The organism is Micromonospora sp. DT53 (assembly GCF_049841535.1).
Lineage (GTDB): Bacteria > Actinomycetota > Actinomycetes > Mycobacteriales > Micromonosporaceae > Micromonospora.
Genome location: NZ_JBNCKM010000005.1, coordinates 499,649 through 519,284 on the forward strand (window position 1 = coordinate 499,649; position 19,636 = coordinate 519,284).

Genomic DNA, 19,636 nt, shown 5'->3' on the forward strand with positions numbered 1-19,636 from the left:
TCGCGACTGCGGGGCTCCGCTGCGCTGCACTCCTCGCGCTCATCAGAGGACCTCCTCCGTGCCGGCCCTGCGCAAATAGCCGAAGACCACCGCGAGGATCGCCGCCATCAGCAGGAACGACAGCGCGGCGCCCTGTGGGTAGTCCAGTCGGACCAGGAACGCCGAGTCGATGACGTTGCCGATCATGTATTCGTTCGGGGTGCCGAGCAGTTCGGCGTTGATGTAGTCGCCGCTGGCCGGGATGAAGAACAGCAACGTGCCGGCGACCAGGCCGGGCATGGACAGCGGCAGCGTCACCCGACGGAACGCCTGCACCGGGCTCGCGTACAGGTCGGTGGCCGCCTCCAGCAACCGGGGATCCAGCCGCTCCAGGCTCGCGTACAGCGGCAGCACCAGGAACGGCAGGAAGTTGTACGTCAGGCCGAGCACCACAGCGAACGGGGTGGCCAACAGCCGACCGTCCGGGGCGAGCAGGTGCACGTCGCGCAGCAGACCGACGAGCGCGCCGTTGTCCGACAGGATCGTCTTCCAGGCCAGCGTGCGGACCAGGAAGCTGGTGAACATCGGCGCGACGACGCACACCAGCAGCAGGTTCTTCCAGCGTCCGGCCTTCTGCGCGATCGCATACGCCAACGGGTAACCCAGCAGCAGCGCCAGCACCAGGGCCAGCCCGGCGTAGCCGAACGAGCGCAAAAACTGCGGCCAGTACGCCTGCACCACGTCCGGGTAGTTGCCGACCGCCCAGGTCATCGCGTACCCGGTGGAGAGCGAGCCGCTGGGGTCGTACAGGCTGGCCGCCGCCAACTGCACGAGCGGCACACCGAAGAAGACGAGCAGCCAGGCCGCACCTGGCAACAACAGGAGGTACGGCAGGAGTCGGCGTCGCCCGGACCGGGCTGCCGGTGGCGCGGGTGGTTGGCGCCCCGCTCCGGTGGGGGCCAGGAGGGTCACGACGACGCACCCACCGGCTCGTCGAGCACAGGTGCGGTCCGGTCGGTGTCGGCGGCGTCGCGGGGCAGCAGGAACGCATGCCGCGGATCCCAGTAGGCCACGGCCGCACTGCCGACCGCCACCGGCGTGGACGCCCCACTGTTGGCGGCGAAGACCGACAACTCGGTGCCCCAGCCGGTACGCAGCAGATACTGCGTGCTGACTCCCACGTAGGAGGCATCGGTGACCACCCCGGTGACGTGCTGGTGCCCCACGGGCACCTGGTCGGCGGAGCCGACCAGAATCAGCTTCTCGGGGCGTACCCCCAGGTGGACCGGGCCGTGGTCGGCCCGCGACCGGCCCGCGGGCACCGAGAAGCGCGTGCCGTGCGCCGTCACCGCGACGTCGCCGCCGCCGACGCCGGTGGCCTCGCCGGCGAGCAGGTTGGACTGGCCGAGAAAGTTCGCCACGAAGGCGGTGGCGGGAAACTCGTAGAGGTCGGCGGGAGGACCGAGTTGCTCGATCCGGCCGCCGTTCATCACCGCGACGGTGTCGGCCATGGTCATGGCCTCTTCCTGGTCATGGGTGACGTGGACGAAGGTGATGCCGACCTCGGTCTGGATGCGCTTCAGCTCGATCTGCATCTGGCGGCGCAGCTTGAGGTCGAGAGCGCCCAGCGGCTCGTCGAGCAGCAGCACCTGCGGCCGGTTGATCAGCGCGCGGGCCAGCGCGACCCGCTGCTGCTGACCGCCGGAGAGCTGGGCGGGGCGGCGGTTGCCGTAGCCGTCGAGCTGCACGAGCGACAGCATCCTGGTGACCTCGCCGTCGACCGAGCGGATGCCGCGTCGGCGCAGCCCGAAGGCGACGTTCTCGAAGATGCTGAGGTGCGGGAAGAGCGCGTAGCTCTGGAAGACGGTGTTGACCGGCCGCTTGTACGGTCGCAGCCGGGCGATGTCCCGGTCACCCAGCAGCACCTGACCGCCGGTGGGCTCCTCCAGGCCGGCGATCATCCGCAACGTCGTGGTCTTGCCGCAGCCGGACGCGCCGAGCAACGCGAAGAACGAGCCCTGCTCGACGGTCAGGCTCAGGTCGTCGACCGCGGTGAAGACGCCGAACCGTTTGGTGAGGTTGGCCAGGCGCAGGTCGCCGGCGGGTGTCTCACGCGCCATCCCCATCACGCCCCGATGACCTGTTGGAACTTGCCCTCGTACTCCTTCTCCTGCTTCTCGTCCAGGGCCATGAACACCTTGGACTTCGACAGCAGCGCCTCGTCCGGGAAGATCAGCGGGTTGGCGGCCAGCTCGGGGTCGATCTTCTCCATCTCGGCCTGCGCGCCCTTGACCGGGCAGATGTAGTTGACGTAAGCGGCGAGCTTCGCCGCGACCGCCGGCTCGTAGTAATAGTTGATCAACGCTTCGGCGTTGCCCCGGTGGGTGGCCTTGTTGGGGACCATCATGTTGTCGCTGTAGAGCATCGCGCCAGAATCCGGCGCGACGAACCGCACCTTCCCGTCCTCACTGGAGAGTTGGATGACGTCGCCGGACCAGCCGATGCATGCGGCGATGTCGCCCTTGGCCAGGTCGGGCGCGTAGTCGTTGCCGGTGAACTTGCGGATCTGCCCGGAGTCGACGGCCTTCTTGAGCTTGTTGAGGGCGTCGTCGAACTGGGCCGCGGTGAAGTTGGCCGGGTCGTGCCCGTTCGACCCGAGCAGCAGGCCCATGGTGTCGCGCATTTCGCTGAGCGCGGTCACCTTGCCCTTGAGGTCCGGGCGGGTGAGCAGTTCGTCGACAGTCCGCAGTTCCTTTGTGACGTTGCCGTTGTACGCCAGTCCGGCGAGACCGGACTGCCACGGGATGGAGATCCGGTTCTCCGTGTCGAACGGGCGGTTGAGCAAAGAGGGAAGCAGGTTGGCCTGCACGTTCGGGATCTTCGCGGGATCGAGCTTCTGGATCCAGCCGAGCCGGATCATCCGGGCCGCCATCCAGTCGGTCAGCACGATGATGTCCCGGTCGGTGCTCTGGCAGGCGGCGAGCTGGTTCTGCACCTTGCCGAAGAACTCGTTGTTGTCGTTGATGTCCTCGGTGTAGGTCACCTGAATGCCGGTAGTCGTGATGAACTCGTCGAGGCTCGGTCGCTTGGACTCGTCCTTGTCGTCCACGTCCATGTACTGCGGCCAGTTGGCGAAGGCGAGTTTCTTCTCGGTGCCGGAGAGGTCCTCGCTGACACAGCCAGCTTCGGTCTGCTGCGCGCCCTTGGTGCCGCAGCCCGCGAGGCTTCCGCCCATGGTGAGCAGGGCGGCCGAACCGAGAGTGCCGGTGAGCAGTCCACGCCGGGAGAGGGGCCGGAGGGGAGTACGCATGACGACTCCTAGGGGTCAGTGCCATGGACGACTGATCCTGACATGAGGTGACCTCCCTTACAAGGGATTCCGTTGCGGGAATAGCAATGTACGACGAAATACGCCAGACTACGCGGGGATACACGCGCGACATCATGATTAGGGACATGGGGAGCGGGCAATGACAAACCGGCAGCACGAGAACAGCAATGGCGGTCGACGCGTCGCTGTCCGTGAAGGCGCCAATCACGCTCTGCTGGATGACGTGGCCAAGCAGATCATCGAGCAACTCCAGGAGGACGGCCGCCGCCCGTACGCGACGATCGGCAAGGCGGTGGGCCTGTCCGAGGCGGCGGTCCGTCAACGGGTGCAGCGGCTGCTCGACTCCGGCGTGATGCAGATCGTGGCGGTGACCGATCCGCTCCAGCTCGGCTTCAACCGGCAGGCGATGATCGGCCTACGCACCGACGGCGACCTGGAGGCGGTCGCGGACCGGCTGGCCGAGCTGGACGAGGTCGACTACGTGGTGATCACCGCCGGGTCGTTCGACCTGCTCACCGAGGTGGTCTGCCGCAACGACGACCACCTGCTGGAGATCCTGCAGCGGCTGCGCGCGGTGCCCGGGGTGCTCTCCACCGAGGCGTTCGTCTATCTCAAGCTGCGCAAGCAGACCTATTCCTGGGGTACGGCCTGAGCCTCCCTTGATCCACTCGGGTTGCAGGAAGTCGGGGTGTCCGGGTCGCCCTGATGCCCCGGTTTCCGTGATCCCGAGTGGATCAGCGGCCTGCCGTGCTTGCCGGGCCTGCCGGGCCTGCCGCGCGGACGAACGACGCCCAGGCGGTCGGCGCGAAGGTCAGGGTGCCGCCGTCGCGGTCCTTGCTGTCGCGCACCAGCACCCGACCGGGCAGGTTGTCGGCCACCTCGACGCAGGCGCCACCGTTGTTGCTGCTGCGGGTCGCGGTACGCCAGCGGGCGTCGGTCATGTCCATGTCGTGGCCACTTCCCCGATCAGCTCGATCGACCGTCGTTGGGGGAACGCCTCACCGGTGACGCTCTCCCACCTGCGTCCCAGGTTAGCGACGTCGAGGGGATCGGTCACGACCTGACCACGGAGCTGATTGTCGAGATACGCCAATTCCACCCCGTCCGGCAGCCGCCCCAAAATGAACGGTCCGGCCAGACCGGTGTGCCACGGGCTCTCCGCCGGGATGACCCGGACCTGTACGTGCTCCCACTCGGCCACTCGTGCGAGGTGAGCCAGCTGGCCGGCCATCACGGCGGGGTCGCCGACCGGCCGGCGCAGCACCACCTCGTCGATCACCGCCACCAGCTGCGGTGGAGCGTCGCGGCACAGAACCGCCTGCCGTTCGAGGCGGCCCGCCACGATCAGGTCCACCTCGGACGGAGCGACAAGCCCTCCGGTGCCCAGGATCGCGCGCGCGTACCCCTCGGTCTGCAGCAGACCCGGCACCAACAGCGGCTCGTACCACCGGAGCGAGGTGGCGTCCTGTTCCAACTCGGCCCACGGCCGGAACCACGGCAGGTCACGGCGGCGGAACGCCTCCGGCCAGAGGTCGGCCGCCTCTCGGCGCAGGACCTTGGCCACCGCCACCCGGGTACGCGAATGCGGGATGCGCCCCGCGGCAAGCCACCGCGCCGCCGTCTTGGGGTCGACGCGAACCTTCTCGGCCAACGACTCGACCGTCTCCCCCGCCTCGGCCATCGCCACCCGCAACGCCTCGTTCGCCACCGAACCCTCCCGCTGCTTCTCGACGCCGTGGCGTCTCGCCCGGCACCACCCGCCGGACCCACTGCGACGCGGCTCGATGCACGTTGCGGCGGACGATAGCCACGCTGCGTGTCCGTGTCTGCGCACTACCGGCGTGTTGCGGTGTGACGTGTTGTCGCGCATTCCGGACGCCCCCCGACCGCCCCCGAAGTGCCCTGCCAGCGTCCCAACGCCCGCGCCTCCCCGCCTGCCGGCCGCCGATCAACCTCCCGGCGGAAGTGCGAATTCCGTTGCATTCACGACAGCCGCACGCTGAATCCGTCGCGAGCCGACCGTGATACCGCCGATAACACTTGCCTCGGAGGTTGAGGCTGTGCGATAACCGTTGGCAGAGCGGCCGGCCTCACCCCCTTGACCGGCCCGACGACCGATGGGGCTGACATGGCCAACGCCACCGACCACCTCTGGATGCACTTCACCCGGATGGCGAGCTACTCCGCCGGCGAGGTGCCGACCATCGTGCGCGGCGAGGGAGCGTACGTGTGGGATGCGCAGGGTCGCCGCTACCTGGACGGGCTCGCCGGGCTCTTCGTGGTCAACGCCGGCCACGGCCGCACCGAACTGGCCGAGGCCGCCGCCAAGCAGGCCGGCGAGTTGGCCTACTTCCCGCTCTGGTCGTACGCGCACCCGAAGGCCATCGAGCTGGCCGAGAGGATCGCGGCGCTCACCCCCGGCGACCTCAACCGGATCTTCTTCACCACCGGAGGTTCCGAGGCCGTCGAGGCGGCGTGGAAGCTGGCCCGCGCCTACTTCAAGCGCACCGGCAAGCCCAACAAGTACAAGGTGATCAGCAGGTTCATCGCCTACCACGGCACCTCCATGGGTGCCCTGTCGATCACCGGCCTGCCGGGCATCAAGAGCGACTTCGAGCCGCTGGTGCCGGGGGCGATCAAGGTGCCGAACACGAACTTCTACCGGGCGCCCGAGCACGGAGACGACCCCGAGGCGTTCGGCCGCTGGGCCGCCGACGAGATCGGTCGGGCCATCGAACGGGAGGGGCCGGACACTGTCGCCGCGGTCTTCCTGGAGCCCGTGCAGAACTCCGGCGGGTGCTTCCCGCCGCCGCCGGGCTACTTCGATCGGGTACGGGAGATCTGCGACGCGTACGACGTACTGCTCGTCTCGGACGAGGTGATCTGCTCGTGGGGGCGGTTGGGCGAGTACTTCGGCGCGGTGCGCTACGGCTACCAGCCGGACATCATCACCACCGCCAAGGGCATCACCTCCGGCTACGCCCCGCTCGGCGCGATGATCGCCAGTGACCGGCTGATGGAGCCGTTCCTCACCGAGACCGGCATGTTCGCCCACGGGGTGACCTTCGGTGGGCACCCGGTCTCCTGCGCGGTCGCCCTGGCCAACCTGGAGGTCTTCGCCCGCGAGGACCTGGTCGGGCACGTACGCGCCAACGAGGACGCCTTCCGGTCCACCCTGGAGAAGCTGTACGACCTGCCGATCGTCGGCGACGTACGCGGCGACGGCTACTTCTACGGCATCGAACTGGTCAAGGACAAGACCACCCGGGAGACCTTCACCGAGGCCGAGTCGGAGCGTCTGCTGCGCGGCTTCCTCTCCACCGCCCTGTTCCAGTCGGGTCTCTACTGCCGGGCCGACGACCGAGGCGACCCGGTGATCCAACTAGCCCCACCCCTGATCGCGGAGCAGCAACACTTCGACGAGATCGAGCAGATCCTCCGCACAGTCCTAACCCAAGCCTGGACCAAGCTCTAACCCCACCACCCAACCCCACCCCAACCCGCCCGCTGGTGTTGATCAAGAGGTTTGCGTCAAAAACGCGCCGACCAGTGACCGAAACCTCTTGATCAATGCCGGAAGGCGGGACGCCCGGGGGCCGGGGGCCGGGGGCCGGGGGCCGGGGGCCGGGGGCCGGGGGCCGGGGGCCGGGGGCCGGGGGCCGGGGGCCCGGGGGCCGGGGGCCGGGGGCCGGGGGCCGGGGGCCGGGGGCCGGGGGCCCGGGGGTTAGTGATTGGGGGGGATTACTCGGAGGTGGCCTCGGCGGCCGGTTTGGTGGGGGTTCTCGGGACGGTTCTGGTCCGGTTCCGGGGGGCGGGGGGCCGGGCGGGCGGCCTCGCGGACCGCTTCGGCCAGCGCGACCAGGTCGTCCGTGGTGGGCGGCGGCGGCTCGAACTCGCCCTCGTGCCGGACGACGTCCCAGCCCCGCGGCGCGGTGAGGCTGCGGGCGTGCTGCTCGCACAGGTCGTACGTGTGCGGCTCGGCGAATGCCGCCAGCGGCCCCACCACCGCTGTCGACTCGTTGTAGACATAGGTCAATGTGGCGACCGCTTGCCGGGGGCAGCCGTTACGGGAGCAGCGCCGTGGTGACCTCACGTGCGGCAGGGTATCTCCATTACCGGGTCCGGCGCATCGCTTCGCGTTGCGACACGCCCGTCATGGTGATCACAGTTGACCGTCCTGGGCGCGCCGCGCCACGGGAGTGGCGCTGCCGCTGGCCGGCCAGACACGGGCGCTACCCTTTGCCTCATGACGAGCCCGGAACACCGCCGCCCCGGCTCCGGCCGGCGTGCGCATCGTGACCGGCACGGGCGCGGCCTGCGTGGGCGGCTGGTGCCGGCCACCGTGCCGCTGGCGCGGACCAAGGCCGAGGTCTTCGACGACCTGGTCCTGGACACCGTGGAGACGCTGGAGCGTCGGTTCGCCAAGGAGCTGGCTGGGGTCGAGTTCGCGGTCGAGGACGTCCCGCCGGACCTGAACGTCTACGACTCGGATGTGCTGGAGGACGGCGAGGTCCCGCTGGCCCGGCTGCTGCCCGGCCGCCCGGGTCGGCAGGAGGTGCCGCCGCGGATCGTGCTGTACCGACGGCCCCTGGAGTTCCGGGCGATGGACCGTGAGGACCTCGCCGATCTCGTCCATGACGTGATCATCGAACAGGTGGCGAACCTTCTCGGGGTGGACCCGGACGAGCTCGCCTGAGCCAACCCCGCGCGGAGACCGGAGCCAACCCCGCGCGGGAGACCTGAGCCAACCCCGCTCGGGGAGCGGAGAGTCGGGCGGCCCCCGCCGCCTCGACCTCACACCGCCAGACCCGCACCGCCCAGGCACCCCCGCCCAGACCTGCACCGCTCGGGCAGCCCCCGCCCAGACCCGCACCGCTCAGGCGGCGCGCCGCTTCAACTTGCGCCGCTCCCGCTCGGAGAGCCCACCCCAGATGCCGAACCGCTCGTCGTGCCCCAGAGCGTATTCGAGACACTCGGTCTTGACTTCGCAACGCGAGCAGATTCGCTTCGCCTCGCGGGTCGAGCCGCCCTTCTCGGGAAAGAACGCCTCGGGGTCGGTCTGCGAGCACAACGCCCGCTCCTGCCACTCCGGCGCGTTTCCGAGCAGGTCGGCCACCTCAAGCTGGCCGTCCATCAAATGCCTCCTTGTCGCGCACCGGCGTCATCGCCGCTGCAACCCCCCACGCGAAAGGCGTGCTTGTCCGTCCGGTCCCGTTTTGTTGCGTTCCGTGCGAACAACCCCATTCAAATTACACGCGTGTAATGCGTGCGCCGTCAAGCCAAACTTGATAATGGAGTCGCCCTCCCGACACCCCCGGGCGGCCACTCGGGCCGTCCAGCCTCGCAACCTGCCCTATCGATTCAGACCCCGGCCGAGTAACGCCCTCTCCGGCGAGTTGCCCCACTTTTCTGCCGTGGCGCTTCCCCGACGAGTCGCCGACCGGAGGGCGCCAAGCATCTCCACCCCTAAGCTGATCTTGGTGGGGGACAGGTTAACGCGGCGCGGCGCAGACTGCCCGCCGAGCTGCGGACAGCACTCGCGCCCCGTCCACAATGTGGACGGGGCGCGAGGGTAGAACCCATGCTTCGAGGTCAGCCAGCGACCCCAAAACCGCTGCTGGGCCAGGCGAACTCGGCTATCGCTCCACCATGGACAGAAATCGTGCCGGCGGGCGTACGATCGTCCCACCAGACGGTATAGATCCCACTCGGCAGATCGGGATAGACCGCACTGTGGAACGAGCCGTCCCGCACCCGACGCTCGCGCACCGCCGAGTGGACACGGCGGTCATCGTCGCGACTGATCTCGATCTCCCGGCCGTGCAGATCCCGACCGGTGTAGATGATCAAAGCACCGGTGTCGCCGCCCAGATCGAGGACGACACTCCCCGTCTCCGACGGCCCGTACGCGTGTTCGTGCATCCTTTCGCTCCCCGCGCCGATCAGGACGCCGCCGACGGGTTGTTGAACCCGTCGTACGGCGTACCCAGGTAGGGGAAGTTTCCGAGGAACGGCGCGGTCACGTCGGCGGCGCTCAGCCCCGGGGTGACGGCGGCGGCCGCCGCGTCCGGTCGGAACGTCTTGTCCACAAGCGGGACGGTGACCCCGGCGATCGCCCGCAACGCGATGCTGACCACGTCGTCAGCGACCCGCCGCCCGTTCGGGAACCCGGCCAGGTCACCACCGAGCACCCCGAACCGGTCCGGACGCTTGGACGGCGGGATAGCGGTGTTCAGTCGCAGCATGTCGGCCTGCACGTCGCCTGTGGCGTTGGTGAAGCCGTCGATCAGCCCGGCCGGCACGCCGGTGAGCAGGATCGCCACCAGGTCGGCTCGGGCCTTCTTGGCCTTGGTGAGCTTGTCCAGGTTGGGGAAGACGTCCGGGTAGAGCGCCGGCAGCAACGCCGCCAGCTCCGGCTGCTCGACGAACTTGGCGAACCGCTTGTCCTCCGACGGTGGCAGCGAGTTCCACAGGTCCTTCTTGGACATCGGCACGATGACCTCGTTGAACAGTGGATTGCCCAACCGCGAGACCTGGGTGAACGGGCCGGTGCTCGTGTCCGCCCCGCCCCGGTCGCCGAGCACCCGCACCTGCCGGCGTGACGCCGACGTCCACACGCCGATCACCGATGCCTGGTCGGCGGCACCGTACCGGTTGGCGCGCCGACGCACCCGCTCCAACGGCACCTGCACCGCGATGCTGTGCACGTTCATCCGGTCGGTGGCGTTGACCGGCTCACCCTCGGCCTTGAAGATCTTCTTTCCGGCGACGTGCAGCTGCTGGAACGGCCGCAGCGTGCCGAGGTCGAAGATCGCCCCGAGGTCGACGAAGAACCCGTCGGCGCGCTGCCCGGCGAAGACCCGCTCCCCCGTGGAGAGCGAGTAGGTGGCCTGCCGCACCAGGTCGGCGTACTTCGGGGTGGACAGCGGGCCGACGTTGCACGGCGGGCACGGCAGCTTGTGCGCCAGCCGGTGCTCGCGGCCGTCGGCCACCCGGGTCAGGCTGTAGAACTGCCGCCGGTTCCAGTTCTTGCTGTCCAGCGAATCGATCGGACCGGTGTTGTAGAGAAAACTGTTCGGATTGGTGACCTCGGTGGTGAATTCGAACCGGTAGGTGACATCCGGACGACCGTCGCCGTCGTTGTCGATATGGATCTCGTACCGCACGTCGTCGCCGAACTCGAAGAAGTTCGGGCCCCCGGAAGGGAGCTGCAACGGCACGTAGTTGGCGATCAACGTGACCGTGTCACGTTTGTCGGGGCTGACGAACGCGTACAGGTCGGAGCTGTCGGCGACCGGATCCTTGGCTATCTCCGGGGCCTCGCGGTGGGAAGACATGGCGGACCAACCTCACTGGGCGGGGACAGGATGGCGGGGCGGGGGTGTCGGGGGGTCAGCGCCGGGCGGCGCGCCGCAGCCGGTCCGCCAGGCCGCGGTCGCGTACCTCGATCCGCCTCTCACCGACGAAGACGTCCATCGTTCCGGAGTCGGCGTCACGCAGGTGCACGACTATCGGTTCGTCGGCTCGTCCGGCCGCGCCGGGGGCGTTCTGCGCGGCCGACAGGCCCGGCACGGTGAGCGCGGCGGCGCCAAGGGTGGCGCTGGCCGCGGCGGTCAACGTCTGCCGGCGGGTCAGTCGCGGCCACTGCCGCTTCCGCTGATCACTGGTCATGGGCAACCTTTCCGGCGGTGGCGCGAACGCGCCCGCGGAGACGACGGGTCCGGTGCCGTCTCGCGACGCCGCCGGGCCCCTGAGGGGACACCGGCGGCGGTCCTCGCCGCGACCGCCACCGGCACCGCGTGGTACGGCCGGCGGCGGGAAAAGGTTCGACGTCAGGGTCGGACGTGACCGTACGTAGTCGAGCGCTTGCGCGCCGGACGACCGGCGGCCTTCGCGATGGCCCGCAACTGCTCCTCCGTACGCGCCGACCCGTTGTCGGAGCCGGCCATCCGGGAGATCGTCTCCTCCATCAGCGTGCCGCCGAGATCGTTGCATCCACCCTGGAGCATCGCGACAGTGCCCTCGTCACCGAGCTTCACCCAGGAGCACTGGATGTTGTCGATCCGGCCGTGCAGCAGCAACCGGGACATGGCGTGCACCACCCGGTTCTCCCGCCAGGTCGGCCCAGGTCGGGCGATACCGGCCAGGTAGATCGGAGCATTCGTGTGCACGAACGGCAGCGCCACGAACTCGGTGAACCCGCCGGTGCGGTCCTGCACCCCGGCCAGCACCCGGAAGTGCGCCAGCCACTGCCCGGGGTGGTCGACGTGGCCGTACATCATCGTGGAGCTGGACCGGATGCCCAGCTCGTGGGCGGTGCTGACCACCTCGACCCAGGCCGCGGCCGGGAGTTTGCCCTTGGTCAGCACCCAGCGCACGTCGTCGTCGAGGATCTCGGCGGCGGTGCCGGGGATGGTGTCCAGCCCGGCCTCGCGCAGCTGGAGCAGCCACTCGCGCACCGGCACCCCGGCCTTCGCGGCGGCGGTGACGATCTCCATGGGTGAGAACGCGTGCACGTGCATGTCGGGCACCCGGGCCTTGATGGCGCGCACGATGTCGGCGTACCCGGTGACCGGCATCTTCGGGTCGATGCCACCCTGGAGGCACACCTCGCTGGCGCCGGCCGCCCACGCCTGCTCGGCCCGGTCCGCGACCTGGTCGACGGAGAGCCGGTACGCGTCGGCGTCCCGCTCACGCTGCGCGAAGGCACAGAAGCGGCAGCCCACATAGCAGACGTTGCTGAAGTTGATGTTGCGGTTGACCACGTAGGTGACGTCGTCGCCGACCGCCGCGCGGCGCACGTCGTCGGCGAGGCGGCACAACTCGTCGAGCGCCGGCCCGTCCGCGCCGAACAGCGCCAGCGCCGCATCGGCGTGCCGGGGGTCGAGCAGCGCCGCCGGGTCGTCGGCGGCGAGCCGCAGCCCGGCCGCCAGGTCACGGTCCGCACCACTTCCGGCCGGTGCCGGGGGTACGCCGGCTCGGCGCGCGGTCGCCTCGGGGGTGACCTTGCCGGCGACCTCCGCCCAGTCGCCGTAGACGCTGTCGAAGTCACCACGCCGGTCCTCGGTGCGGCCGGTGGTGTCGATGGTGGCGTGCAGGTCGACCCGCCCGCCGAACACCTCCTCCGGCTCCTGCCAGGGCCGCCCCTGCGGCATCGCCGACTCGACAGCCATGCCCGTCGCCGGGTCGGCCAGCGCGGTCACGTGCGGGAACAGCCGTGGGTCGAGCCACGGGTCGCCAGCGCGCACGTACTCCGGATAGATCGTCAACCGCTCCCGCAGCGTGAACCCGGCCAGCTCGGTGTGCCGGGCCAACTCGTCGATCTGCGGCCAGGGGCGTTCCGGGTTGACATGGTCGGGGGTGAGCGGCGAGACGCCACCCCAGTCGTCGATGCCGGCGCGCAGCAACAGGTCGTACTCGCCGGCGATGAGATTCGGCGGGGCCTGGATGCGGGCCTTCGGGCCGAGCAGCAGCCGGGCCACCGCCACCGTGGCCGCCAGGTCGTGCAACTCCGCGTCGGGCATGCCGCGCATCGCCGTGTCCGGCTTGGCGCGGAAGTTCTGCACGATCACCTCCTGGAGGTGGCCGTACTCCCGGTGGGCGCGGCGGATCGCGAACAGCGCGTCCACCCGCTCCGCCGGAGTCTCCCCGATGCCGATCAGGATGCCTGTGGTGAACGGCACCCCGACCCGGCCCGCGTCCTCCAGCACCCGCAACCGGACCGCCGGCTCCTTGTCAGGTGAGCCGAAGTGCGGGCCACCCGGCTCGGACCAGAGCCGGGTGGCGGTCGTCTCCAGCATCATGCCCATGCTCGGCGCGACCGGCTTGAGCCGTTGCAGCTCCGACCAGGACAGCACCCCCGGGTTGAGGTGCGGCAGCAGGCCCGTCTCCTCCAGCACCGCCACCGCGCAGGCCCGCAGGTAGTCCAGGGTCGAGTCGTAACCGCGTTCGTCCAACCAGGTCCGGGCCGCCGGCCAGCGTTCCTCCGGCCGGTCACCCAGGGTGAACAACGCCTCCTTGCAACCCTGCGCGGCACCGGCCCGGGCGATCGCGAGAACCTCGTCGCGGTCCAGGAACGGCGCCGGCAGCCGGTGCGGCACGGTCGCGAAGGTGCAGTAGTGGCAGCGGTCCCGACAGAGCCGGGTCAGCGGGATGAAGACCTTCTTGGAGTACGTGACCACGCCCGGCCGCCCCGCGTCCCGCAGCCCGGCGTCGCGGATCCCACCGGCCAGCCGGAGCAACTCGTCGAGTGCGGCACCGCGGGCGGACAGCAGCGCGGTCGCCTCGTCGACGTCAAGTGCCCGCCCGTTCGCGGCCCGGCCCAGGGCCCGCCGCACGCTCGCGTCACTAGGGCCGGAGTGGGTGCGATCAACCATCCACTCACCCTATGCGCAGCGCGTCCCCACCCAACCTGTCCCAGCCCGCCCCGTGGGAAACGGCACTCACGATCACGCAGTGCCGCCCGCGACGAGAAGTAGCTCAACCTGCTGGCGTCAGACGCGGCGGTCGCCCGTCAACCACCCGACCTCGTCGATCATGAGATCGTGGTGGGCGCCGGGTAGCCGCGCCCGCGACCCAGGCCGCTTCACCCCCCAGCTGTAGATCTTGGACACTTTCCGTCAGCTCGTAACGGAAAGTGTCCAAGATCTACCCCGCCCACACCGGCTGTTGATCGTGGCTGACTCAGCGGGGCTGGTCGGGGTGGTCGTTGGGCTTGATGTGCTGGGTGCGGTCGGTGTCGGGGTCGACGGGGTGGGAGATGACCTCGGTCCGGTCCGCGGGGTGGGAGATGACCTCGGTCGGGTCGGCGGACTGGCGCGGGATGGCCTGAGTGGGGTCGGCCGACGGCGGCTGCCCGAACGGCGGTGCGGCCGGGGACGGGGTGGCCGGGGACGGCGGCGCCGACTGGGGGGTGGGGTTCGCCGGCGGCGCGGACTGCGGGGCCTGGAACGGCGGCGCGGACTGCGGCGTGGCCGGGAACGGCGGGGCCGACTGCGGGTGCGGCGGCGCGGACTGCGGGAACGGCGGGGCCGACTGCGGGGGCTGGAACTGCGGCGACGACTGGCCGTACTGGCCAGCCTGCGGGTAGCCGCCCGGCTGACCGGCCTGCGGGTGCCCGCCGCCCGGCTGACCGGCCTGCGGGTAGCTGCCCGGCTGGCCGGGGGCGGGCCAACCGCCCTGCGGCTGGCCGCCGGGCTGACCCGGGGCCGGCCAACCGCCCGGCTGCTGCGGCCAGCCCGCCTGCGGCTGGCCGTAGACGCCCGGCTGAGGCTTGGGCCGCGGCACGTGGTAGTGGGCGCGCCAAATGGTGTAGACCACCCAGGCGGCGATCGCGAAGATCACCATCCAGGCGAACCGGGTGAGCACACCGAGCAGCGCGTCGAGCACCTCGGCCTCGGCCAGCCGACCCACCGTCCAGATCAGCATGGTCAGCGTGCCGAACACGGCGCTGACCGCGTACTCGATGAGAGCCGCCTGGGTGATCAGCTTCGCCTTCGCCAGGACGGGCGAGATGTGTGTGGCCAGCAGCACCGCCAGCAGTGGGAGACCCACCGCCTCCACCCCGATGAACGCGTAGAAGGCGCTGCCCGCGCGGTCGGTGAAGGAGCTGTAGTCGTTCGGGGCGATGAACCGGAGCAGGCCCACGAAGAGGAACACGGCGTTGGCACCAAGCAGCGCGAGCGCGGCTAGCTCACGTAGTGGCTTGGTCAACTGGCGGGCCTGCGTCGCGTCGGAGGACGCGGGCTCGGCGGGGCTGGTCACGAGCTCCCCCTCGGGGCATGAACGGACAGGGCGCACGTGAGCCTAGTCTCCCGGGCCACCCAGGGATCGGAGGCGTCGCGTGCGCGAGGATGGTCGACATGCGCATCGTGGTTCTGGCCGGCGGCATCGGCGGCGCCCGCTTCCTGCTCGGGGTCCGGGCGTACGCCCGTGACATCGGCGCGGAGGTGACCGCCGTGGTCAACGTCGGCGACGACCTGTGGTTACACGGGTTGAAGATCTGCCCCGACCTGGACAGCGTCATGTACACGCTCGGTGGGGGCGCCGACCCGGAACGGGGCTGGGGTCGGGTCGGCGAGAGTTGGACGGTCAAGCAGGAGTTGGCCGCGTACGGGGCACAGCCGACCTGGTTCGGCCTCGGCGACAAGGACATCGCCACCCACCTGGTCCGCAGCACCATGCTCAACGGCGGTTATCCGTTGAGCGCGGTCACCGAGGCGCTGTCCAGCCGCTGGGAGCCGGGCGTACGCCTGTTGCCGGCGACTGACGACCGCCTGGAGACCCACGCCGTGGTGGAGGACGACCAGGGTCAGCGGGCGATCCACTTCCAGGAGTGGTGGGTTCGGTACCGGGCCGACATTCCCACTCAGCGTTTCGTGTTCGTCGGCGCGGAGACGGCGAAGCCGGCACCCGGGGTGCTGGACGCGATCGCCTCGGCCGATCTGGTGCTGATCGCCCCGAGCAACCCGGTGGTGAGCGTCGCGCCGGTGCTGGCCGTACCGGGGCTGCGTGAGGCCGTGGCGGACGGCCCGGCGCCGGTGGTGGGCGTCTCCCCGATCATCGGCGGCGCGCCGGTGCGCGGGATGGCCGACCGTTGTCTGGCCGTGCTGGGTGTGGAGTGCAGCGCTGCCGGGGTGGGTCGGCTCTACGGCGGCCGGGCGAGCGGTGGCCTGCTCGACGGTTGGCTGGTGGCCGAGGAGGACGCGGGCACTGTGGTGCCCGAGGTGACGGTCCGCGCGGTGCCGCTGCGGATGACCGACGAGGCGGCGACGGCGGCCATGGTTCGCGCCGCGGTGGAGTTGACGTGAGGCTGGAGATTCTGCCGGTGCTCGGCATCGGTCACGTGACCGAGGGTGACGACCTGGCCGCGGTGATCGCGACCGCCGCGCCGTGGCTGCGCGACGGCGACGTGCTGGTGGTCACCAGCAAGATCGTTTCCAAGGCCGAGGGGCGGCTGGTCGACGTGCCGGCGGACGGGCCGGAACGGCTGGCCGCACGGGACGAGGTCCTGGCCGGTGAGACCGCCCGGGTGGTCGCCAGCCGCGGGGCTACCCGGATCGTGCAGACCCATCATGGCTTCGTGATGGCCTCGGCGGGGATCGACGCGTCGAACGTGGACAAGACCCAACTGGTGCTGCTGCCGGTCGACCCGGACGCCTCGGCGCGGGCTCTGCGCGACGCGCTGCGGGAGCGTTACGACCTGGACCTGGCCGTGATCATCAGCGACACGATGGGCCGGCCCTGGCGCAACGGGCTCACCGACGTGGCGCTCGGCGTGGCCGGGATGCCGGCCATCCGGGACCACCGGGGCGAGGTCGACCCGTACGGCAACGAGTTGCAGTTGACCCAGATGGCCGTGGTGGACGAGCTGGCCGGTGCCGGTGAGCTGATCAAGGGAAAGTGCGACCAGGTCCCCGTCGCGGTGGTGCGGGGTTACCTGCCCGCCACCAACCCGGACGACGCCGGTGGCGCGCGGGCGCTGATCCGCGACGCGGCGCAGGACCTGTTCTCGCTCGGTACCGCCGAGGCCCGCGCCGCCGGGCTGGCCGACGCCGCCACCCTGGCCGATGGTCCCGGTCCGACGCCGGCCGACCTGACCGTGGTACGACGGGCGATCGACGCGGTCGCCGGGGTGGTCGCCCCCGGCACGGTCTTCACACTGGTCGACGAGGCCGAGGTACGCGCCGGTCTGGTCGCCGAGATGCCCGGGTGGCCGGACGGCGCCACCCTGCTGCTCGGCTCGGCCCCGACGCCAGTCGAGCCGATCGGTCTGGTCCGTTTCGGCGCCGACCTGCACCGACTGCGCGCCGCCCTGGCCGCCGAGGGCGTCGGGTCGACCCTGTTGCCGCCACCTGCCGGCAGCCCGGCGAGCGCCGCGCTCGCCCTGTAGCCCCGCGAGCGCCGCGCTCTGGGAGACGACCGGGTCAGCCCGGCGCGCGCCGCGCTCGGCCGGTGCGGAATGGCCGGGTCACGCGTCCAGCATGGCCCGGCCCAGCGGGGTCAGTGTGTGCAGCACGCTGTTGCGTTCGCGGTGGCTGACCAGCAGGCCGGCGTTGCGCAGCACGGTCGCGTGCTGGCTCGCCGCCGCCGGTGAGATGTTGAGCTGGCGGGCGACCTCGCCGGTGGTGCAGCCGTCGTCGCTGGCCAGCAGCACCGCGGCCCTGGTGCGGCCCAGCAGCGCGGCGAGTGAGTCGCGGGCGACACCTGACGCCGACGCAGCGTTGGCGTCGGCCGACAGCAGCCCACCCAACCGGTCCACCGGGTAGACCAGCACCGGTGGCAGCGCCGGGTCGAGCAGCGCGACCGGGGTGGCCGCGCAGAAGAACGACGGCACGAGCAGCAGCCCACGGCCGTCCAGGTGCAGCTCCCGGCTGTGTGGGTAACTGCGGACCTCCAGCACACCGCTCTCCCAGCGCATCGCCGGTCGGAGACTGGTGAGCAGGCCTTCGACACCGCCGTCGAGCAGCGCCCGCGCCCGCCGCGTGCGGTCCGCGGCCACCGCGGCCTGGATCCGGCTCCAGTACGGAGTGATCGCCAGCGACCGGTACTGCTCCATCGACTCGGCCAAATGGTGCAGCGCCGACACCTCGCCCCCGGCCAGCGCGGCCGCCGAGGAGGGCAGCTGATTTTCGGAGGCCAGCACGCTCAGGTCCCGGTGCAGCAGCTCGGCCGGGGTACGGCGGAGGGCGTCCAGCCCGGCCTCGAAGCCTTCGACGCTGGCGTACGGGGTGAGGAAGTCGGGGAAGTAGCCGCGCGGCGGGTTCAGCGCGAAGAGCAGACGGAGTTGCTCGGAGGCGGCGTCCTGGCGCAGATCCCGGGCCACGCTGCGCCGCCAGTTGGCCGTCAGCGGATCGCGGGTGCGGCCGCGCAGCACGTGCAGGCTGAGGACCAGCTCCCAGACCGGGTCCGCCGCCGGCGCCACCCGGGTCCGGAGGATGTCCTCCCCAGAAAAGTGGATCTTCAGCATGGAGCGCTCCCGTGTCGCCGGCAGGGGGATGCCGGTTGACCGTTCGACTCTACCTGGCCGGCACTAATCTCCATCTTTAAGCCTGGACTGAAAAACCTCGACGCCTCCGGGGCCGGTTCGGCATGCTTCCCATGCCCGAACACGGCGCCGCGCGTCTCGACGCCCGTGCTGCCGGGGCACCGGGACCGGGGAGGCCCCTGTGATCGGACGGCACCACGAGGGTCTGCGGCCCTTGTTCCGCGGAGGTGCCGTCCGGTCATCCCACCCCGCGCCGGCTCAGCCGACCCAGAGCGCGACCCGATGGTCTTCGTCCGTGACATAGAACGGCCGCCCGTCCACCTCGGCCACCCCTTCGACGTGGTGAAACGGCGCCAGGTCCGCCACAATCTCCCCGACTAGTCGGTGCTCGTCGCCCGACTCGCCAGCGGGAAGCCGGAAGCGGACGTGCCGGGAGGTCACCTCGCCCCCACCCGGATGGTCGTCGAGCAGGACCGACCCCTTGCCCAACGCGTCGATCGAGCCGATCACGGCCGCGTACCCGCCGTCCGCCGTCGGGGTTGTCGCGCGGAAGCCGGTCAACTGCCCCGGCGGCGTGACCCCGGTCAACACGTACGCGCCCAACGCCCGCGGCCAGGCCGGCTCGGCCGTGAACATGCCCGGCACACCGGCCACCTCGACCAGGATCGGCTCACCGGCGTCGGTGACCGGGAAACGCAGCCCGAGCAGCACCGTCCCGGACGGGGTGAAGGACGCCGCCTCCACGTTCAACGGCAGGTCGTCCGGAGTCAACCGGCTCACCCAGCTCTTCTCACGGACGGTCCCCCGCGCCAGCGTCTCCACGATGAACCGTTCCCGCACCCGCTCCCCCGCCGGCAGGAGGGTCAACGGCGACGCGGCGAGAGCGTCGTTCACCGCCCGGTGCAGTCGGAACGAGTTGCGCACCACGTGCACCGGCACCGGACCGGCCGCCGCGTCGTCCTCCCGGAACCGGGCCACGAAGGCGCGTCGCGGTCGCAGCGGGCCGGCCTTCGACCCGAAGTGGGAGCCGAAGACGTACACCCAGCCGTCGTGGTGGGCGAGCGCCTCACCATCCTCGGTACGCCCGTTCTCCACACCGGCATCAGCCCGCACGTGTCGGGCCGTCCACTCGCCGTCGTTCCGCTCCAGCAGCAGCGCGAGACAACGCTCCACCGGCCCCTCGTCCAGCACCGTCCAGAAGCCCCGCCGGGCGCCGTACGCGCGCAGCAGCGCCGCCGACCGCACCGGCAACAGATCGCTGGCCTCGTTACCGGCCACCACGAATTCGACGAGTCGCAGGGTCATCGAGCCAGAGTACGGAGCACACGCTCGTACAGTGG

At 70.6% G+C, this 19,636-nt stretch carries 19 protein-coding genes; 5 read left to right on the plus strand and 14 right to left on the minus strand.

The annotated features are described in order from the left end of the window. Window positions 1–42 precede the first annotated feature (42 nt). From ACLQ3B_RS19275 to ACLQ3B_RS19285, 3 genes are read right to left on the minus strand one after another with little or no spacing between them, the layout of a single operon-like run. Complete coding sequence (locus ACLQ3B_RS19275; protein ID WP_425782102.1) at window positions 43–951, minus strand: ABC transporter permease; 909 nt, start codon at window positions 949–951, stop codon at window positions 43–45. Further along, window positions 948–2,105 (minus strand): ABC transporter ATP-binding protein, encoded by a 1,158-nt coding sequence (locus ACLQ3B_RS19280; protein ID WP_425782103.1) that lies wholly within the window; start codon window positions 2,103–2,105, stop codon window positions 948–950. The genes ACLQ3B_RS19275 and ACLQ3B_RS19280 overlap by 4 nt, the downstream gene beginning before the upstream one ends. Beyond that, a complete protein-coding gene (locus tag ACLQ3B_RS19285; RefSeq protein ID WP_425782104.1) occupies window positions 2,105–3,289 on the minus strand; it encodes an extracellular solute-binding protein in 1,185 nt (394 codons plus the stop codon). Before ACLQ3B_RS19285 ends, ACLQ3B_RS19280 begins: the two co-directional genes overlap by 1 nt. Window positions 3,290–3,449: 160 nt before the next feature. On the opposite strand from ACLQ3B_RS19285, the gene ACLQ3B_RS19290 reads away from it, so the two are divergent. Beyond that, complete coding sequence (locus ACLQ3B_RS19290) at window positions 3,450–3,962, plus strand: Lrp/AsnC family transcriptional regulator (RefSeq protein ID WP_366632390.1); 513 nt, start codon at window positions 3,450–3,452, stop codon at window positions 3,960–3,962. A gap of 82 nt (window positions 3,963–4,044) precedes the next feature. Here ACLQ3B_RS19290 and ACLQ3B_RS19295 read toward each other — a convergent pair whose 3' ends face one another. After that, a complete protein-coding gene (locus ACLQ3B_RS19295) occupies window positions 4,045–4,257 on the minus strand; it encodes a DUF397 domain-containing protein (RefSeq protein ID WP_425782105.1) in 213 nt (70 codons plus the stop codon). Further along, the gene (locus tag ACLQ3B_RS19300) at window positions 4,248–4,991 is read right to left on the minus strand and encodes a Scr1 family TA system antitoxin-like transcriptional regulator (RefSeq protein ID WP_425782146.1); all 744 of its coding nucleotides are present in this window, start codon (window positions 4,989–4,991) and stop codon (window positions 4,248–4,250) included. Before ACLQ3B_RS19300 ends, ACLQ3B_RS19295 begins: the two co-directional genes overlap by 10 nt. Window positions 4,992–5,438: 447 nt before the next feature. Here ACLQ3B_RS19300 and ACLQ3B_RS19305 point away from each other — a divergent pair, with 447 nt between their 5' ends. Then, on the plus strand, window positions 5,439–6,785 hold the full coding sequence (locus ACLQ3B_RS19305; protein ID WP_425782106.1) for an aspartate aminotransferase family protein: 1,347 nt from the start codon (window positions 5,439–5,441) through the stop codon (window positions 6,783–6,785). Window positions 6,786–7,034: 249 nt separating this feature from the next. Here ACLQ3B_RS19305 and ACLQ3B_RS19310 read toward each other — a convergent pair whose 3' ends face one another. Further along, complete coding sequence (locus ACLQ3B_RS19310; protein WP_425782107.1) at window positions 7,035–7,403, minus strand: DUF3499 domain-containing protein; 369 nt, start codon at window positions 7,401–7,403, stop codon at window positions 7,035–7,037. Window positions 7,404–7,556: 153 nt separating this feature from the next. Here ACLQ3B_RS19310 and ACLQ3B_RS19315 point away from each other — a divergent pair, with 153 nt between their 5' ends. Continuing rightward, the gene (locus ACLQ3B_RS19315; RefSeq protein ID WP_074316962.1) at window positions 7,557–8,006 is read left to right on the plus strand and encodes a metallopeptidase family protein; all 450 of its coding nucleotides are present in this window, start codon (window positions 7,557–7,559) and stop codon (window positions 8,004–8,006) included. A 180-nt stretch (window positions 8,007–8,186) separates the two neighbouring features. Here the strand turns inward: ACLQ3B_RS19315 and ACLQ3B_RS19320 are convergent, their stop codons facing one another. The 6 genes from ACLQ3B_RS19320 to ACLQ3B_RS19345 form a co-directional block, all read right to left on the minus strand. Beyond that, window positions 8,187–8,444, minus strand: a complete 258-nt coding sequence (locus ACLQ3B_RS19320) for a WhiB family transcriptional regulator (protein ID WP_007455784.1) — start codon at window positions 8,442–8,444, stop codon at window positions 8,187–8,189. Between the two features lie 458 nt (window positions 8,445–8,902). Further along, a complete protein-coding gene (locus ACLQ3B_RS19325; protein WP_425782108.1) occupies window positions 8,903–9,232 on the minus strand; it encodes a phospholipase in 330 nt (109 codons plus the stop codon). Between the two features lie 20 nt (window positions 9,233–9,252). After that, window positions 9,253–10,647, minus strand: a complete 1,395-nt coding sequence (locus tag ACLQ3B_RS19330) for a DUF4331 domain-containing protein (protein ID WP_425782109.1) — start codon at window positions 10,645–10,647, stop codon at window positions 9,253–9,255. 55 nt (window positions 10,648–10,702) lie between these two features. Beyond that, complete coding sequence (locus ACLQ3B_RS19335; RefSeq protein WP_355005597.1) at window positions 10,703–10,981, minus strand: hypothetical protein; 279 nt, start codon at window positions 10,979–10,981, stop codon at window positions 10,703–10,705. Between the two features lie 161 nt (window positions 10,982–11,142). Further along, on the minus strand, window positions 11,143–13,686 hold the full coding sequence (locus tag ACLQ3B_RS19340) for a bifunctional FO biosynthesis protein CofGH (protein ID WP_425782110.1): 2,544 nt from the start codon (window positions 13,684–13,686) through the stop codon (window positions 11,143–11,145). Window positions 13,687–13,993: 307 nt separating this feature from the next. Next, the gene (locus ACLQ3B_RS19345; protein WP_425782111.1) at window positions 13,994–15,073 is read right to left on the minus strand and encodes a hypothetical protein; all 1,080 of its coding nucleotides are present in this window, start codon (window positions 15,071–15,073) and stop codon (window positions 13,994–13,996) included. Window positions 15,074–15,171: 98 nt separating this feature from the next. On the opposite strand from ACLQ3B_RS19345, the gene cofD reads away from it, so the two are divergent. Together cofD and ACLQ3B_RS19355 are read left to right on the plus strand one after the other, a co-directional pair. After that, a complete protein-coding gene (cofD, locus tag ACLQ3B_RS19350; protein ID WP_425782112.1) occupies window positions 15,172–16,119 on the plus strand; it encodes a 2-phospho-L-lactate transferase in 948 nt (315 codons plus the stop codon). Beyond that, window positions 16,116–17,201, plus strand: coding sequence for a coenzyme F420-0:L-glutamate ligase (locus ACLQ3B_RS19355; RefSeq protein WP_425782113.1), 1,086 nt, complete (start codon window positions 16,116–16,118; stop codon window positions 17,199–17,201). Before cofD ends, ACLQ3B_RS19355 begins: the two co-directional genes overlap by 4 nt. A gap of 78 nt (window positions 17,202–17,279) precedes the next feature. Here the strand turns inward: ACLQ3B_RS19355 and ACLQ3B_RS19360 are convergent, their stop codons facing one another. Continuing rightward, window positions 17,280–18,278 (minus strand): ArsR/SmtB family transcription factor, encoded by a 999-nt coding sequence (locus tag ACLQ3B_RS19360; RefSeq protein WP_425782114.1) that lies wholly within the window; start codon window positions 18,276–18,278, stop codon window positions 17,280–17,282. Between the two features lie 276 nt (window positions 18,279–18,554). Continuing rightward, complete coding sequence (locus ACLQ3B_RS19365) at window positions 18,555–19,601, minus strand: hypothetical protein (RefSeq protein ID WP_425782115.1); 1,047 nt, start codon at window positions 19,599–19,601, stop codon at window positions 18,555–18,557. Window positions 19,602–19,636 lie beyond the last annotated feature (35 nt).

Excerpts from the sequence above, each read along its gene's own strand:
- ACLQ3B_RS19280 (WP_425782103.1), bottom strand. The coding sequence starts at position 2,105 with ATGGGGATGGCGCGTGAGACACCCGCCGGCGACCTGCGCCTGGCCAAC.
- ACLQ3B_RS19285 (WP_425782104.1), bottom strand. The coding sequence starts at position 3,289 with ATGCGTACTCCCCTCCGGCCCCTCTCCCGGCGTGGACTGCTCACCGGC.
- ACLQ3B_RS19290 (WP_366632390.1), top strand. The coding sequence starts at position 3,450 with ATGACAAACCGGCAGCACGAGAACAGCAATGGCGGTCGACGCGTCGCT.
- ACLQ3B_RS19295 (WP_425782105.1), bottom strand. The coding sequence starts at position 4,257 with ATGGACATGACCGACGCCCGCTGGCGTACCGCGACCCGCAGCAGCAAC.
- ACLQ3B_RS19300 (WP_425782146.1), bottom strand. The coding sequence starts at position 4,991 with ATGGCCGAGGCGGGGGAGACGGTCGAGTCGTTGGCCGAGAAGGTTCGC.
- ACLQ3B_RS19305 (WP_425782106.1), top strand. The coding sequence starts at position 5,439 with ATGGCCAACGCCACCGACCACCTCTGGATGCACTTCACCCGGATGGCG.
- ACLQ3B_RS19315 (WP_074316962.1), top strand. The coding sequence starts at position 7,557 with ATGACGAGCCCGGAACACCGCCGCCCCGGCTCCGGCCGGCGTGCGCAT.
- ACLQ3B_RS19320 (WP_007455784.1), bottom strand. The coding sequence starts at position 8,444 with ATGGACGGCCAGCTTGAGGTGGCCGACCTGCTCGGAAACGCGCCGGAG.
- ACLQ3B_RS19325 (WP_425782108.1), bottom strand. The coding sequence starts at position 9,232 with ATGCACGAACACGCGTACGGGCCGTCGGAGACGGGGAGTGTCGTCCTC.
- ACLQ3B_RS19330 (WP_425782109.1), bottom strand. The coding sequence starts at position 10,647 with ATGTCTTCCCACCGCGAGGCCCCGGAGATAGCCAAGGATCCGGTCGCC.
- ACLQ3B_RS19335 (WP_355005597.1), bottom strand. The coding sequence starts at position 10,981 with ATGACCAGTGATCAGCGGAAGCGGCAGTGGCCGCGACTGACCCGCCGG.
- ACLQ3B_RS19340 (WP_425782110.1), bottom strand. The coding sequence starts at position 13,686 with ATGGTTGATCGCACCCACTCCGGCCCTAGTGACGCGAGCGTGCGGCGG.
- cofD (WP_425782112.1), top strand. The coding sequence starts at position 15,172 with ATGCGCATCGTGGTTCTGGCCGGCGGCATCGGCGGCGCCCGCTTCCTG.
- ACLQ3B_RS19360 (WP_425782114.1), bottom strand. The coding sequence starts at position 18,278 with ATGCTGAAGATCCACTTTTCTGGGGAGGACATCCTCCGGACCCGGGTG.
- ACLQ3B_RS19365 (WP_425782115.1), bottom strand. The coding sequence starts at position 19,601 with ATGACCCTGCGACTCGTCGAATTCGTGGTGGCCGGTAACGAGGCCAGC.